Source organism: Peterkaempfera griseoplana, from assembly GCF_001418575.1.
Lineage (GTDB): Bacteria > Actinomycetota > Actinomycetes > Streptomycetales > Streptomycetaceae > Peterkaempfera > Peterkaempfera griseoplana.
On the sequence record NZ_LIQR01000224.1, the window covers coordinates 1 to 14,747 of the forward strand.

Annotated in this window: 10 protein-coding genes; 7 read left to right on the forward strand and 3 right to left on the reverse strand. The window is 73.1% G+C overall.

Annotated features, from left to right (window positions below):
- From AOK09_RS17680 to AOK09_RS17695, 4 genes are all read left to right on the forward strand, one after another.
- Positions 1-5,911 (forward strand): non-ribosomal peptide synthetase (locus AOK09_RS17680; RefSeq protein ID WP_055588176.1); only part of this gene is annotated, 5,911 nt, incomplete at its 5' end.
- Positions 5,908-6,156 carry an acyl carrier protein gene (locus AOK09_RS17685; protein WP_055588177.1) on the forward strand — a complete coding sequence of 83 codons (249 nt, stop codon included), beginning with the start codon at positions 5,908-5,910 and terminating at the stop codon, positions 6,154-6,156. The genes AOK09_RS17680 and AOK09_RS17685, both read left to right, overlap by 4 nt.
- A 162-nt stretch (positions 6,157-6,318) precedes the next feature.
- Complete coding sequence (locus tag AOK09_RS17690) at positions 6,319-7,833, forward strand: condensation domain-containing protein (RefSeq protein WP_055588178.1); 1,515 nt, start codon at positions 6,319-6,321, stop codon at positions 7,831-7,833.
- A 277-nt stretch (positions 7,834-8,110) separates the two neighbouring features.
- Positions 8,111-9,385, forward strand: coding sequence for a VanZ family protein (locus AOK09_RS17695; protein WP_055588179.1), 1,275 nt, complete (start codon positions 8,111-8,113; stop codon positions 9,383-9,385).
- 207 nt (positions 9,386-9,592) lie between these two features.
- On the opposite strand, the gene AOK09_RS17700 is transcribed toward AOK09_RS17695, so the two are convergent.
- Positions 9,593-9,964 (reverse strand): DUF4267 domain-containing protein, encoded by a 372-nt coding sequence (locus AOK09_RS17700; protein WP_055588180.1) that lies wholly within the window; start codon positions 9,962-9,964, stop codon positions 9,593-9,595.
- 88 nt (positions 9,965-10,052) lie between these two features.
- Here AOK09_RS17700 and AOK09_RS17705 point away from each other — a divergent pair, with 88 nt between their 5' ends.
- Positions 10,053-10,649, forward strand: a complete 597-nt coding sequence (locus AOK09_RS17705; RefSeq protein WP_055588181.1) for a TetR/AcrR family transcriptional regulator — start codon at positions 10,053-10,055, stop codon at positions 10,647-10,649.
- A 249-nt stretch (positions 10,650-10,898) separates the two neighbouring features.
- On the opposite strand, the gene AOK09_RS17710 is transcribed toward AOK09_RS17705, so the two are convergent.
- Entirely contained in the window at positions 10,899-11,255 is a 357-nt protein-coding gene (locus tag AOK09_RS17710; protein WP_055588182.1) for an ArsR/SmtB family transcription factor, read from the reverse strand.
- Positions 11,252-11,698, reverse strand: a complete 447-nt coding sequence (locus tag AOK09_RS17715) for an SRPBCC domain-containing protein (protein ID WP_055588183.1) — start codon at positions 11,696-11,698, stop codon at positions 11,252-11,254. The genes AOK09_RS17710 and AOK09_RS17715 overlap by 4 nt, the downstream gene beginning before the upstream one ends.
- Positions 11,699-11,925: 227 nt before the next feature.
- On the opposite strand from AOK09_RS17715, the gene AOK09_RS17720 reads away from it, so the two are divergent.
- Positions 11,926-12,789, forward strand: a complete 864-nt coding sequence (locus tag AOK09_RS17720; protein WP_055588184.1) for an isocitrate lyase/PEP mutase family protein — start codon at positions 11,926-11,928, stop codon at positions 12,787-12,789.
- Between the two features lie 445 nt (positions 12,790-13,234).
- A partial coding sequence (locus AOK09_RS17725; RefSeq protein ID WP_169797038.1) for a glycoside hydrolase family 3 protein occupies positions 13,235-14,747 on the forward strand: 1,513 nt, incomplete at its 3' end.

The following is a 14,747-nucleotide window of genomic DNA, read 5'->3' on the forward strand; positions in this document are numbered from 1 at the left end:
GGACGTGGCGGCGCTGGAGGCGGCCTTCACCGCCGTGGTGGCACGGCACGACGCCCTGCGGACCCGCTTCGAGGCGGTCTGCGGCGAGCCCCGGGCCGTCGTCGAGGACCCCTCCCCGCTGCTCATCCGGCAGGTCGGGGCGGCCTCCACCGAGGAGGCCGAGCAGATCGTCGCCCGCTGGGCCAACATGCGGTTCGACCTCGCCGCCGGCCCGCCGTTCCTGGTTGGTCTGGTCCGGCTGGCCCCCGACGACCACGTGCTGTGCGTGGTGCTGCACCACATCAACGGCGACGGCTGGTCGTTCAACATCCTGCGGGACGAGATCGCGGCCCACTACGCCGGACGGCCCCCGGCCGACCCCGCGCCGCAGTACAGCGAACTGGTCGCGGCGGCCGACGAGCCGGCCGATCCCACCTGGTGGATCGAGCGGCTGGCCGGCGCGCCCGACCTGGAGCTGCCGACCGACCGGCCGCGTCCGGCGGAGCGCACCACCTCCGGCGGGGAGGTGCGCTTCCAGCTCTCCGCCGGGGTCGTCGCCGAGGTGCGCGATCTGGCACGGCAGGCCCGCTGCACCCCGTACATGGTGCTGCTCGCCGCCTACCAGGTGCTGCTCGCCCGGCACAGCGGCCAGCAGGAGTTCTGCGTCGGTACGCCCGCCGCCGGGCGCGGCCGGCCCGAACTGGAGCGGGTGATCGGCTTCCTGTCGACCACCCTGGTGCTGCGCTGCGACCTCACCGCCGACCCCGCCTTCGGCGAACTGCTGCGCGCCACCCGCAGAAACGTCCTGGCCGCGCTGTCGCACCCGGATGTGCCCTTCGAGCGCCTGGTCGCCGCACTCGCCGTGGAACGCGACCTCAGCCGCACCCCGCTCTACCAGGCAATGTTCGCGCTGCACACCCATGGTGACGTGGAGGAGCCGCTGCCGGGCCTCGCGGCCGAGCCGTTCCCGCTGGGCTGGCACTCGGCCCGCTGCGACCTCTCCCTCGACCTCTACGAGCAGCCCGACGACAGCCTGCTCGCCTGCCTGATCTACAGCACCGACCTCTTCGACCACGGCACCGCGGAGCGGATGGCGGAGCGCTTCCAGCAGCTGCTCGGCTCCCTCCTTGCCGACCCCGGCCGGACCGTCGGGCGCCTGGAGCTGTTGCCACCGGCCGAACGTGCCCTGCTGCACTCCTGGAACGACACGGCGGTTGAGGTCCCCGAGCTGAGCCTGGTGGACCTGGTGCTCGCCCGGGCCGAGGCAGCCCCCGAGGCGGTCGCCGTGGTGTCGGGCACCCGTGTGCTGACCTACCGTCAGCTTGTCGCGGCCGCCTCCGGACTGGCCCAGGAGCTCGCCGGGCGGGGCGTCCGCCGCGGCTCCCGGGTCGCCGTACAGAGCTCGCGCCGCGCGGAGATGGTCGTCGCCCTGCTCGGCGTCGCCATGTCCGGAGCCGCGTACGTCCCGATCGACCCGGAGTACCCCGAGGCGCGGATCACCTATGTGGTCAGGGACTGCGGAGCGGCCCTGGCCCTCACCGACGCCGACCTGGACCATGTGCTCGACCTCCCGGCGGCGCCTGCCGCGGTGCGGCGGCCGGCGCCGGAGGACACCGCCTACGTCCTGTACACCTCCGGGTCCACCGGCAACCCCAAGGGAGTGGTGGTCCCGCACCGGGCGCTGGCCAACTTCCTGCACGCCATGGAGTCGCTGGTCGGCTCGACGCCGCAGGACCGCTGGCTCGCTCTGACCTCGCTCTCCTTCGACATCTCCGCGCTGGAGCTCTACCTCCCGCTGGTCACCGGCGGCCGGGTGGTCGTCGCCGACGGCGACACCGCACGCGACGGCGCCGCACTGGCCCGGCTGGTCCGGGACGAGGGCGTCACCCACGTCCAGGCCACCCCCTCGGGCTGGCGGCTGCTGCTCACCGGCGACCTGCCCAGGGTCACCGCGCTGACCGGCGGCGAACCGCTGCCGCAGAAGCTTGCGGTGGAGCTGCGGTCCCGGGTCACCAGGCTGGTCAATGTGTACGGGCCCACCGAGACCACCATCTGGTCCACCGCCTGGGAGGTCCCGCAGCAGCCCCGGCGCATCACCGTCGGCCGGCCGATCGCCAACACCACCGTCCATGTGGTCGACGCCCACGACGCCCTCGCGCCGATCGGCGTCCCCGGGGAGCTGCTGATCGGCGGCGCCGGAGTCGCCGACGGCTATCTGGGGCGGCCCGAGCTCACCGCCGAGCGGTTCGTGGACCGGGACGGGGAGCGGGTGTACCGCACCGGTGACGTGGTGCGCCGGCTGCCCGACGGCACCCTGGAGTTCTTCGGCCGCTCCGACGACCAGGTCAAGCTGCGCGGCCACCGCATCGAGCTGGGCGAGATCGCCGCGGCCCTGGAGACCCATCCCGGGGTGCGGCAGGCCGTGGTCGCGGTCAGGGACGAGAACCTGGTGGCCTTCCATGTCGCGGAGGACGGCGCGGGCGACGGCCCCGGGGAGGGAACCGGCCCCGGGGCGCTGCGCGAGCACCTCTCCCGGCAGCTGCCCGGCTACATGGTGCCCACCCAGTACGTCCGCCTCGACGCACTGCCGCTGACCCCCAACGGCAAGGTGGACCGCAAGGCGCTGCCGCACCCCGGCGACGTGCCGCGCTCCGCCGGCCGGCCCCCGCGGACGGACGCCGAGCGCGTGGTCGCCTCGGTCGTCACCGAGGTGCTGGGCGTCGAGGACGTCCAGGCCGACGACGACTTCTTCGCCCTCGGCGGCCACTCGCTGCGTGCCGCGATGCTCACGGCCCGGCTGGCCGCCCGTACCGGCGCGCAGATCCCGGTGAGCGAGGTGTTCCGGCAGTCCACCGTCGCCGAACTGGCGCTGCTGGTGGAGTCGGCGACGCCCGGGGCGGTGACCGGCCCGGTGCCGCTCCCGGTGGGCACCGAGGCGCCGCTCTCCTTCAACCAGGAGCGGCTGTGGTTTCTGCACCGCCTGGACCCGCAGGACGCCTCGTACAACATGTGGCTGGTCAAGCGGCTGAAGGGGCAGCTGGACCAGTCGGCCCTGCAGGACGCCCTCAACACGGTGACGGAGCGTCATGAGATCCTGCGCACCCGCTATCCGGAGGTGGACGGCGCCCCGGCCGCGGTGGTGGAGCCGCCCGCCCCGGTCCCGGTGGAGCAGCTGACCGCGGCCGGTGAGGAGGCGGCCCTCAAACTGGTGGCGGCCAGGACCAACACCCCGCTGGACCTCGCCTCCGCCCCGCCGCTGCGTGCCACGCTCATCAGGCTCGGCGCGGACGACCATGTCCTCTGCCTGGTGATGCACCACATCCTGGGCGACGGCTGGTCACTGAACCTGCTCTACGACGAGCTGGCCGCGCTCTACTCCGGCCGCCGGCTGCCGCCGCTGCCGGTGCAGTTCGGCGACATCGCCGCCTGGCAGCGGGGTCAGGACACCGCCGGGATGCTGGAGTACTGGGAGCGGCGGCTCGCCGATCCCACCCCGTTGGGCCTGCCCACCGACCGCCCGCGCACCACCGTCCCCAGGCGCAGCGGCGGAATGACCTCGATCCGGCTGAACGAGCAGGAGACCGCCGCCCTCGCCCGGCTCGGCCGGGACCGCCGGTGCACCATGTTCATGGTGCTGCTCGCCGCGTACCAGGCCGTGCTCGCCCGGCACACCGGCACCGGCGACATCCTGGTCGGCACCGTGACCGCGGGTCGCGACCGGCTGGAGCTCGAACCGGCCATCGGCTATCTCACCGACGTCCTGGTGCTGCGCGGCGACCTGGCCGCCGACCCGTCCGTCACCGAGCTGCTGGACCGGACCCGCAACGACGTGGTGGAGGCCTTCACCCACCAGGGGATCCCCTTCGAGCAGCTGGTGGCGCAGCTGCACAGGACCCGCAACTGGTCCAGCGCCCCGCTGTTCCAGACCATGGCGATCCTGCACACCCAGGGCGCGGACCACGACGAGAACGGCTTCGCCGGGCTGCACAGCACGGGCTTCGACGGCGGCTTCCAGCAGGCCAAGTTCGATCTGATGCTGGAGGCCTGGGAGGACGGCGGGGAACTGCTGCTGTCCCTGGTGTACGACGCCGAACTGTTCGAGCACCGGACCGTCGAGCGGCTCACCGAGCGGTTCGCGCTGCTGCTGCGCGCCCTGCCCGACCACCCCGCCACCGCGGTCTCCGCCCTTCCGATCCTCACCGCCGACGACCCCGCGGTCCTCGAGGGACCGCCGCTGGGCGACACCCCCGCGGTCCTGGAGCTCTTCGGCCGAGCGGTGCGGGAGCACCCCGACGCGGTCGCACTCTCCTGCGGCGACCGGCGCCTGACGTACGCCGAACTCGACGCCCGCGCCGCACGCATCGCCGAGGAGCTGCCCGCGGGCGGCATCGTCGGCATCCGGCTGGGCCGCACCCCCGACGCCGTCGCCGCGATGCTCGCCGCCTGGCGGGCCGGCAGCGCCTATCTGCCGCTCGACCCGGACTATCCCGAGCAGCGCCTGGCCTTCATGGTGGAGGACAGCGGCGCCTCGGTGGTGCTGACCCCGGACGGCCTGCGACGGCACTGCGAGCCCACCGGGACGGACGCCGCCTATGTGATCTACACCTCGGGCTCGACCGGCGTCCCCAAGGGCGTCGCGGTGGGCCACCGGGCACTCGCCGCACGGGTGGCCTGGATGCGCGAGGCCTATGAGCTGACGCCCGCGGACCGGATCGTCCAGTTCGCCTCGCTGAGCTTCGACACCCACGTGGAGGAGATCTTCCCCGCGCTGGCCTCCGGAGCCACGATCGAGCTGCTCCCCGACGGCGCCATCACCCTCACCGACCACCTCGACGGCGTCACCGTCCTCGACCTGCCCACCGCCTACTGGCACCACCTGGTGGACGAGATCGACCGGATCCCCTGGCCGGACACCCTGCGCCTGGTCGTCCTCGGCGGCGAGCAGGTCCACGAGGCCGCGGTGCAGCGCTGGCGCAAGCACTTCGGCGACCGGGTACGGCTGGTCAACACCTACGGCCCCACCGAGGCCGCCGTGATCGCCACCGCCGCGAACCTCACCGGCGCGGACCTCGCCGGCGACGGCCGTCCCCCGATCGGCCGCCCCATCGGCGGTACCGCCATCGTGCTTCTCGGCGCCCACGGCGAACCGGTACCGCCCGGGGCGCCGGGTGAGCTGTGCATCGGCGGCACAGGCCTCGCCGACGGCTACCTCGGCCGTCCCGAGCTGACCGCGGAGCGGTTCGTCACCGTGGGCGGGCGGCGGCTCTACCGCAGTGGCGACCGGGCTCGGCTGCGGCCGGACGGACAGCTGGAGTTCCTGGGCCGCCTGGACGACCAGGTGAAGCTGCGCGGCTTCCGGATCGAGCCCGGCGAGATCGAGGCCCGTCTCGGCGGCCGGGGCGCGGTCGCCGTCCACGGCCAGACCCTGGTCGGCTACAGCGTCGGCGACCCGGAGCCGCTGGCCGCCGAGCTGCGTGGCTCCCTGCCGGCGCATCTGGTCCCCGCGGTCTGGGTCCGGCTGGACGCGCTGCCGCTGACGCCCGGCGGGAAGCTCGACCGCAGGGCGCTGCCGGAGCCCACCCGCACCACGGAGGCGGTCGCTCCGCGCACCGACGCGGAACTGCTGGTGGCGGAGGTCTTCTCCGAGGTGCTCGGGGTGCCGGACGTGGGCGCGCTGGACAACTTCTTCGCCCTGGGCGGTCACTCGCTGCTGGCGGTCAAGGTGACCGCCAGGCTGCGTGCCGCCGCCGACGTGGACCTGCCGATCAGGACCCTGTTCGACCACGGGACGGTGGCAGGGGTCGCGCAGGCCCTGGAGGACCTGCTGTTCGCCGAGCTCGACCAGCTCTCCGAGGCGGAGGCCGCCCGGCTGGTCGCGGAGGGCCCGGACGGTGCCGGAGTGGACGGCCCATCGATGAGAGGATCCGTATGACCCAGCTTGTGATCAAGGAGCGGCTGGCCGAGCTGGTCGCCGAGTCCTCGGACGGCGCGATCCCGGCGCAGGACGCCCTCACCAGTGGCACGGCGCTGTCTGCCCTGGGCCTCACCTCGCTCTCCCGGATGCGTCTGATCGACGCGGTGGAGGACGAGTACGGGGTGGAGATCGATCTCGACGACGACGGCTGGGACCTCGTCGACGACCTCGACAGGCTCGCCTCGTTCCTGGCGGACCGGTGATCGCCGCATCGCCGTCCGCCGCAGGCGGCGGCACAGGCACCTGATCCTGCCGGTGCGCCGCGGCGGAGACTGCGGCGCACCGGCAGGGTGGGTGGGGAACGTTCAGGGAAGCTGGCTAGGCACCTGGAAACTGACCGGGTGTCAACGGGGAACGGTGGATCGATGACGTCCGACAGTGTGGATTCCATGGCGGCCGCCGGTGTGCGGCCTCCTGCCTCCGTGGGGGCGACGGTCACGGCGCGAGCGGTACCGGGGCAGCGGGACGGAGCGGAGGCGGACGCCGGGAGCGGCCGTGTCTCCTGGGAGCCGGTGCCGTTCTCCGCGCAGGGCGGCGACGGGCCCATGACCTGGGGTCAGCTGCACATGTGGCGCCCGATGCAGTGGTACGGCAGCGCCTTCGCCTCGCTCAGCATCCGGCAGGTGGTGCCGCTGGCCGCTCCCGGTGTGCCGCTGGACGAGTGCCTGGGGGCCCTGCGCCGGCTGGTCGAGGCCAACCAGACGCTCCGTACCCGCTTCACCGAGCGCTCCGCGGGCCCGCGGCAGACCGTCGCGGCGGAGGGGGCCCATCTGGTCGAGCTGTACCAGCTGGGTGAGGGCGGCGGTGGGACGGCGGCCGCGGTCGAGGCGGTCGCCGACCGGCGGGCGAGGAAGCTGGCCGCAGAACCGTTCCGCCACAGCCATGAGTGGCCGGTGCGCTTCGCCCTGGTGTGCCGGGGCCGCCGGGTGCTGGCGATCGTGATGGTCTGCTCGCACGTGGCCCTGGACGGCTGGGCCGTGGAGCGGCTCACCGACTCCCTTCGCCGCCTGCTCTCGGGCGGCACTGCCGCCGCAGGGGATCTCTGGCAGCCGCTGGACCAGGCGGAGTACGAGAAGTCCGAGCAGGGCCGGCGGCAGGATGCGCGGGCGATGCGGCACTGGAGGGCGCGGCTCGCCGGGGTCCCCGACACCGCACCGCGCCCGCCGGACGGCGTACGGGCCGACCCCTCGGTGCAGCAGTGGCGGCTGACCTCGACCGCCCTGGCCGCCGCCTCCCTGGAGCTGGCGGAGCGCACCCGCACCTCCAGTTCCACCGTGCTGCTGACGCTGGCCGCCGCGGCGCTCTGCGCCGTCCGCGCCCAGCCCACCGTGGCCATGCTGCTGATCACCGGCAATCGCCTCACCGAGCGGCAGCAGCAGCTGATGACCTCCACCGTGCAGGACGGCCTGCTGGTGTTCGACTGGGCCGACGTCTCACTGGAGGACGCCGTCCGGGAGGTGTACCGCCGTTCCACCAGCGGCTACATGCGGGCCCAGTACGATCCGGACTCGCTGGTCGCGCTCACGGACGAGCTCGACCGATCGCGGCGCCACCCGCTCGACCTCACCGGGTACTTCAACGACGCCCGGCTCGGACTGGACTGGCGGATCAACCACCCGGCCGAGGGGGCGCACCCGTACTCCCGGCAGGATCCCGCTTTCGTCCGCAGCTACGAGCGCCACGACATGACCTACTGTCTGTCGCTCGCCCAGCACGGGCCGCACTGCCAGGTGTCGCTGCTCGCCGACACCGGTCGGCTGCCGCAGGACCGGATCCCGGTACTGCTGAAGGGCCTTGAGTCACTGCTGTGCTCCGCCACCGCGGGCGAGGTGGGACTCAGCGAGGTGCCCGCCGCCCTGGGCCTGCCCGCCGTGCCCTGACCGCAGACCCTCGTACCGCCGACGAAGCCGCGGTACGCCGGAACACCGCTCCAGCCTCAGGACCCGGTCGCACCGGCGGCGGGGGACCTGGCGGCCGTTGGCGGCGACGAGGAACCTGGACGCGAAGGACCACGTGCAGGACCTCGACCGTTCACGGGCACGCGCTGAAGCAAGGGGGTCAGCCACCACCGGCGGCTGCTGATCCGACGGTCGGGGCCGGCGCACCATGGCCGGCCCCGACCGCTTGCCCGCGTGCTCCCCCCGAAGGACTCAAGCCGTGCTCACAGCCATCGTCTCCTCCTACAGCGGCCTCATTCCGGCGTTCCTGGTGGCCGCGTTTCTGCTCGGCACCCCGTGCGCCCTGGCGTTGCACGCACGACAGCGGTCGACCGTGATCGGCGCACTCCTCGGGGCGTCACTCGCCGCCGTGTTGACCGCCACCCTGTACCCGACGGGTTCCACCGACTCAGCGGCGGGGCGGCTGTGCGAGGCCGGTGGTTCGTTGCGCGGACTGTTGTCCACCGAGCAGGGACGGCTGAACCTGGCCCTGTTCGTCCCGCTCTGCCTGCTTGCCGTGCTGGTCGTCCGCCGCCCTCTGCTCGTCCTGGCGGGAGCAGCGCTGCTCTCCGGAACCATCGAGGCCCTCCAGGCGACCCTGCCGATAGGCAGGTCCTGCGACAGGGGCGACTTCATCGCCAACGTACTCGGAGCCGCAGCCGGTCTCTTCCTCGGTGTGCTCACCCTCCTTCTCACGTGCCGGACACCGGAGTTCACCATCCGTGCGGCCCTGCAGGACGTGGGCGCACTGGGAATGAGCGTCGTCGCCCTGGTGCTCACCTATCAGTTCGTCCTCACTCCGGTGCACCGCGGGGCGGGGCTTGTCGCGGGGACACCCGAGCAGAACCGGGCGGCTCGCTCCGTCACCGAGCGCCTCTTCGGCCGGGACGTCAAGGTGACGGCCGTCCAGCTCATGGAGGCCACCCCCGCGTCCGGGGCGCAGCTGATGGTGACCACGACCAACGGCAGGCTCACCCTCTCGTGGCCTGCGCAGAAGCTGATCTCCGCCATGTCCGTCGCAGACGACGACAACAACGGGCAGCTCTCCCAGGAGCAGCTGCGCACATCGGGTGAGCGCTTCGCCGCCGAGTGGTTCCCCGACGAGGTCAGAGGAAGCAAGGAGACCTTCCAGCAGATCGCGCCCACCACGCGGGCGCGACTGCTCACCTATCGCCGGTACGTGGACGGTGTGATGATGCCGATGCGCCTGGGAATCACCGTCTCCTCCTCCGGACGCATCATCGGCATCGACGCGACACGGGTTCCCGACCCACACCTTCCCCGCCCTGTCATCGGCAGGGCCCAGGCTCAGAGGCTCGCCTCGGGGATGTTCAGGGGAACGCGGTCCGGCACCGCCGTCCTGGTGGCCCAACAGGTGGGTTCGGCCTGGCGTCCGTGCTGGGTGGTCGATCTGCACCGTCCCGGGCAGACGGAGGCCGCCGGGACTGTCCTCCTCGACGCCGTCACGGGAGCGCTCGTGGAGAACCGGATGTGACCGGGGGTGTCCTCCCGGCTCTGCTTCGCGGACGTGGCGGTCCATCCGGTGCGGGCGGGAGTCGCCTTGCGGGCGCCCGGCGGCACGGACGCACTGCCGGCGGTGGCGGCGCGGTGCCGTACGGCCCTGGGCAGCGCGGCCGCCGCGCCCCGCCCCTGCCGTGGGTGGCGGGGGTGCGGCGCGGCGGGTGGTGCGGCGCGGGCGGTTTCAGACCGCGAACAGCAGGGCTGCGCTGAGCAGTACGACGATCGCGGTCGCGAAGTGGACGCCGAAGGCGGTGGCCCTGCTGCCGCCGTGGCGCAGCACGATCAGGGTGTCGCCGAACGGGGCTATGGCCACGACGAGCATGAACCAGGCCTCGGCGTGGGCACCGGCGAAGGCCAGCAGGGCGAGGCCCATGATGCCGAAGGTGGTGTCGCGCAGGCCCTTGATCGTCAGGTATGCGGCGTCGCCGTCCTCCTTGGCCGGGACTCCGTAGCCTGCGGCGGAGGGCCGGGGCGCCAGCAGGAAGCGGGCGCCGATCAGGACGACGAAGAGGTCGAGCACGACGGCAAGGCTGTAGGCGGTGGCGGTGAGCACGTCGGTCCCCTTTTTCTAGCGCTGCTAGGAATTGAGGCGACACTAGCAGAGCGTCGACAGGTGCGCTAGCGGTGCTAGAATTCGGGCCATGTCGATTCAGTCGCGCCGGGAGCGCGAACGCGCGGAGCGCGAGCAGCTGATCATCACCTGCGCCCGGGACCTGGCCGAGGCCGAGGGCTGGGACGCGGTCACCACCCGCCGCCTGGCCGCCGAGATCGAGTACAGCCAGCCCGTCCTCTACAGCCACTTCAAGGGCAAGGGCGCCATCATGGCGGCCGTCGCCGTCCAGGGCTGCGCCGACCTCGCCGACGAACTGCACACCGCCCGCACCGCGGCGTCCGGACCGCGCGAGGCGCTGCACGCCGTGGCCGAGGCCTACACGAGTTTCGCCGAACGGCACCCGGCGCTCTACGACGTGATGTTCACCCACGCCGTCGACCTGCCGTTCGCGACCCCCGAGGCCCCCGCCCCGCTGCGCCGCGCCTTCGGCGAACTGCTCCAGGCCGTCGAGCCGCTCGCGGGGGACGACGACCCCGGCGCGCTGACCGAGACCTTCTGGAGCGGGCTGCACGGCCTGCTCACCCTGATGCGCGACGGCCGGATGCACCGCGAGGCCCACGACCACCGCCTCGCCCTGCTGATCAGCCGCTTCGCCCCGGCCGCGAACGGCAGCCCGGCGCACTGAGACCGCGCCGGGCCGACCGCCGCGCCCGGCCAGGGCTGCGACCCGCCCGGCGCCGGCCACCCCGGAGCCTTCCACCCGCCCGGCGCAGCAGCCGATGCCGGATCGGCGGCCCCCGCGCGAGGCCGGGACGTCACTCCGCAGCGTCAGGCCGCCGCACGCCCCTCGGCGACCGGCCGGCGTGTCGCCCATGGCGTCCACCGCACCCGCCCGGCGGCGCCCGACCCCGGAGAGCGGCCCTGCCCGCCGGGTCTACCGGCGCGCTTCGTCTTCCGCCGCCTCGGCGATGCGCTTGATGTTCGCCAGCCGCCGATCCCAGTCGGCTGCGAGCGCGGCCATCCACCGCGCCGTCGCGTTCAGCGCCGCAGGACGCACCGCGTACCGCACCTCGCGTCCGACCTTGGTGCCGGACACCAGCCCCGCGGCGTCCAGCACGGCCAGGTGCTTGACCACCGCCTGCCGCGAGACGGGGACCCCGGCGGCCAGCGTCGTCGCCGTGACCTCGCCCTGCGCGGCCAGCAGGTCGAGCAGTTGACGCCTCGTCGGATCGGCGAGCGCGGCAAGGACGCTGTCGACCGCCGGGGCGGCGCCGCGGGGCTGGTCCGTCACGCGGCCTGCTGTTCCGCGCGCACCCTGAAGGCGTCCAGCACCTGGGGCCAGCCTCCGCTGTTGTCCTTCAACGCCCGGCTGCGCAGTTCCTCGGAGCCGGACAGGGAAGCGAAGCCGCTCTCCACGACGCGCAGCCGGGTCCCGTCGCCCTCGGGGGTCAGGGTGAACTCCACCAGGGTGCTGTTGTCCTCGCGCAGCTCCTCCCCCGGGAACGCACTGGCCCAGCGGTAGGCCAGATAGGTGGGCGGCTCCACCTTCTCCACCCGCACCGGGAAGTCGCCGTACTCGGCGTTCTTCGCCACCATCGACTCGCCCTCTCTCGCCACGGTGCCGCGCACGCTCTCCGGGTCGGCCACCCAGAAGCCGGGCTCGGCCACCAGGGACCAGACCCGCTCCAGGGGCGCTGCGATCAGGGTTTCACGTTCGATCCGCTCGTCGCTCATCAGGGGCTCCTTCATCGCCGCCATTGAATGCAACCTCAGAGTTGCACATCACTGACCCCATATGCAACCCGAAGGTTGCACAAGGCGGCCCGGGCGCAGCCCCGGACCCGGTGGGCCATTCGGGGGCGGCCCGTCGAGGCGTACCCGGAACCGGGCGGACGGGAAGGTCAAATGAGCCGTCAGGCACCTCCCTGCGTCCCCGCACGCCCTGCAGCCACGGAGTCTTCATGGACTACGGAACCGCTCTGCGCCGAGAGATCGCGGCGCCCGGCACCACTCCCCTGATCGGCATCTACGACATGTACTCGGCGTCCGTCGCCGCCGAACACTTCGACGGGTTCTTCGTCTCCGGTTTCGGATTCGCCGCCTCCCACTACGGCCTCCCCGACATCGGCTTCATCGCCTGGCCGGACATGGCCGCCTTCGTCGAGCGGCTGCGCCTCGCCTTCCCCGGCCGCCACCTGCTGGTGGACATCGACGACGGCTATGTCGACCCCGAGGTCGCCTGCCATGTCGTGCAGCGGCTGGACCGGGCCGGCGCGTCCGGGATCATCCTGGAGGACCAGAAACGGCCGCGCCGCTGCGGGCACGCCGACGGCAAACTCGTCCTCCCCTTCGAGGAGTACCTGGAGAAGCTGCACCTGGTGCTGGAGTGCCGGGGGAACATGGTGGTCGTGGCCCGCACCGACGCCGTGGAGGAGGACGACATCCTTCGCCGGGCGGCGGCGCTCGCCAAGACGGACGCCGACGTGGTGCTGGTGGACGGCGTCCGCAGCGTGGAGTGGATCCGCCGTATCCGCGACGTGCTCGGCGACAAGCCGCTGCTCTTCAACCAGATCGCGGGCGGCAAGTCACCCCGGCTCTCGCTGCCCGAACTCACCGCGCTCGGCGTCGACATCGCCATCTACAGCACACCCTGCCTGTTCGCCGCACATGCCGCCATCGACGCCGCCCTGCGCGACCTCAAGGCCGCCCAGGGGCGCCTCCCCGACGCCGCGGACGGCGCCGCCGTCGGCGTCCGGGAGGCCACCCGGCTGCTGGAGCGGAACATCAGCCGGCATCACAAGCCGTTCCCGGCGACGGTGCACTGACAGCCACCGCACCAGGCCCGGACGGGCATCCGTCCGGGCCGTACCGAGCCGGACGGGCCGCGACGGCGGCACCAGGCAACCACTCTGCGCATCCCGCTGCGCGCCGACCCGGCCGCTGCCGGCCGGCGGCGGGGCCGGTGGAACGCCGCCGCCCCTCCCCCGTATCCTGACCGGCGCAGCTTCTGCGCGACGCGCCCTCCGATGCAGGTTCCGACCCCTGCGCCGGGCCCCGGTCCGCCGCGGGGCCCGACCGGCCGCCGCCGCGACACGACCGAGTGGCCGCCCGGAGGGCGATGGTTGACAGTCCTGGGCGCCACGCCATAACTTCACGCCCTAGAAAAAGTCTTCCTGCTGCTCACCGCATCCCTGAGGCGGCGCGTGGCACCCCTGCACTGCCTTCGGCACACCCCATCCGGTCCCGCCTGACGAAAGTACCCGCCCTGCCATGGTTACCGCCCACAACCCGAGCCAGCTGCTGGGCGGGCCGCCGACCGGCGCTGCCGAGGCCCTTCCCTACCGCGACCCCGCCCTGCCGGTCGAGCAGCGCGTCGACGACCTGCTGTCCCGGATGACCCGGGCCGAGAAGGTCGGCCAGATGCTCCAGCTCGACGCCCGGGGCGACCTGGAGGACGTCGTCCTCACCCGCCTCGCCGGCTCGGTGCTGCACACCTCGCCCGAGCGGCTGCCCCTGGCGATGGACATGGCGGCCGGCACCCGGCTGGGGATCCCGCTCATCGTGGGCGAGGACTGCATCCACGGCCACGCCTTCTGGCCCGGCGCCACCGTCTTCCCCACCCAGCTGGCCCTGGCCTGCTCCTGGGACCCCGACCTCGCGGAGCAGTGCGCCCGGGTCACCGCGGTCGAGGCCGCGGCGACCGGAATCCACTGGGTCTTCTCCCCCGTCCTGTGCATCACCCGGGACCTGCGGTGGGGGCGGGTGGGCGAGACCTTCGGCGAGGACCCCTTCCTGATCTCGGAGTTCGGCGCGGCCATGATCCGCGGCTACCAGGGCTCCGGGCTGCGGGACAGCACCGCCGTACTGGCCTGTGCCAAGCACTTCGCCGGGTACTCCGAGACCCAGGGCGGCCGGGACGCCAGCGAGGCCGACATCAGCCCCCGCAAGCTCCGCTCCTGGTTCCTGCCGCCGTTCGAGCGCGCGGTCCAGGAGGGCTGCCGCACCTTCATGCTCGGCTACCAGGCGATCGACGGCGTGCCCGTCACCGCCAACACCTGGCTGCTGAACGACGTCCTCAAGGAGGAGTGGGGGTTCACCGGGACCCTCGTCACCGACTGGGACAACGTCGGGCGGATGGTCTGGGAGCAGAAGGTCTGCGCGGACCGCACCGAGGCCGCCACCGTGGCCGTCGGCGCGGGCAACGACATGGTGATGGCGACGCCCTCCTTCTTCGAGGGCGCACTGGACGCCCTCGACCGCGGTCTGCTCGCGGAGGCGGACGTCGACGCCGCCGTCCGGCGGATCCTGCGGCTGAAGTTCGAGCTCGGCCTCTTCGAGAACCCCCGCCGCCCCGACACCCGGCGGCAGGCCGAGGTGATCGGCTGCGCCCCGCACTCGGAGCTCAACCTGCGGGTCGCCCGCCGCTCGCTGGTGCTGCTGCGCAACGACGGCACCCTCCCGCTGGACGGCGGCCTGACCGCCGGCACGGACGGCCGGGCCCTGGCGGCGGACAGCGCCACCCGCACCATCGCGGTCATCGGCCCCAACGCCGACGACTGCCAGGCCATGCTGGGCGACTGGGCCGGCGACTCGGGCCAGGTCGACTGGATGCCGAACGGGCATCCCCGGGAGAGCGTGGAGACCGTCCTCGACGGATTCCGTGCCCTCGTCCCGCAGGGGTGGACCGTCACCCACGCCCGCGGCGCCGACATCGCCACGCTGCAGCCCGACCCCGAGGGTCCCTTCTTCCCCGACGGCCAGCCCCGCCCCGACGTCCTCACCC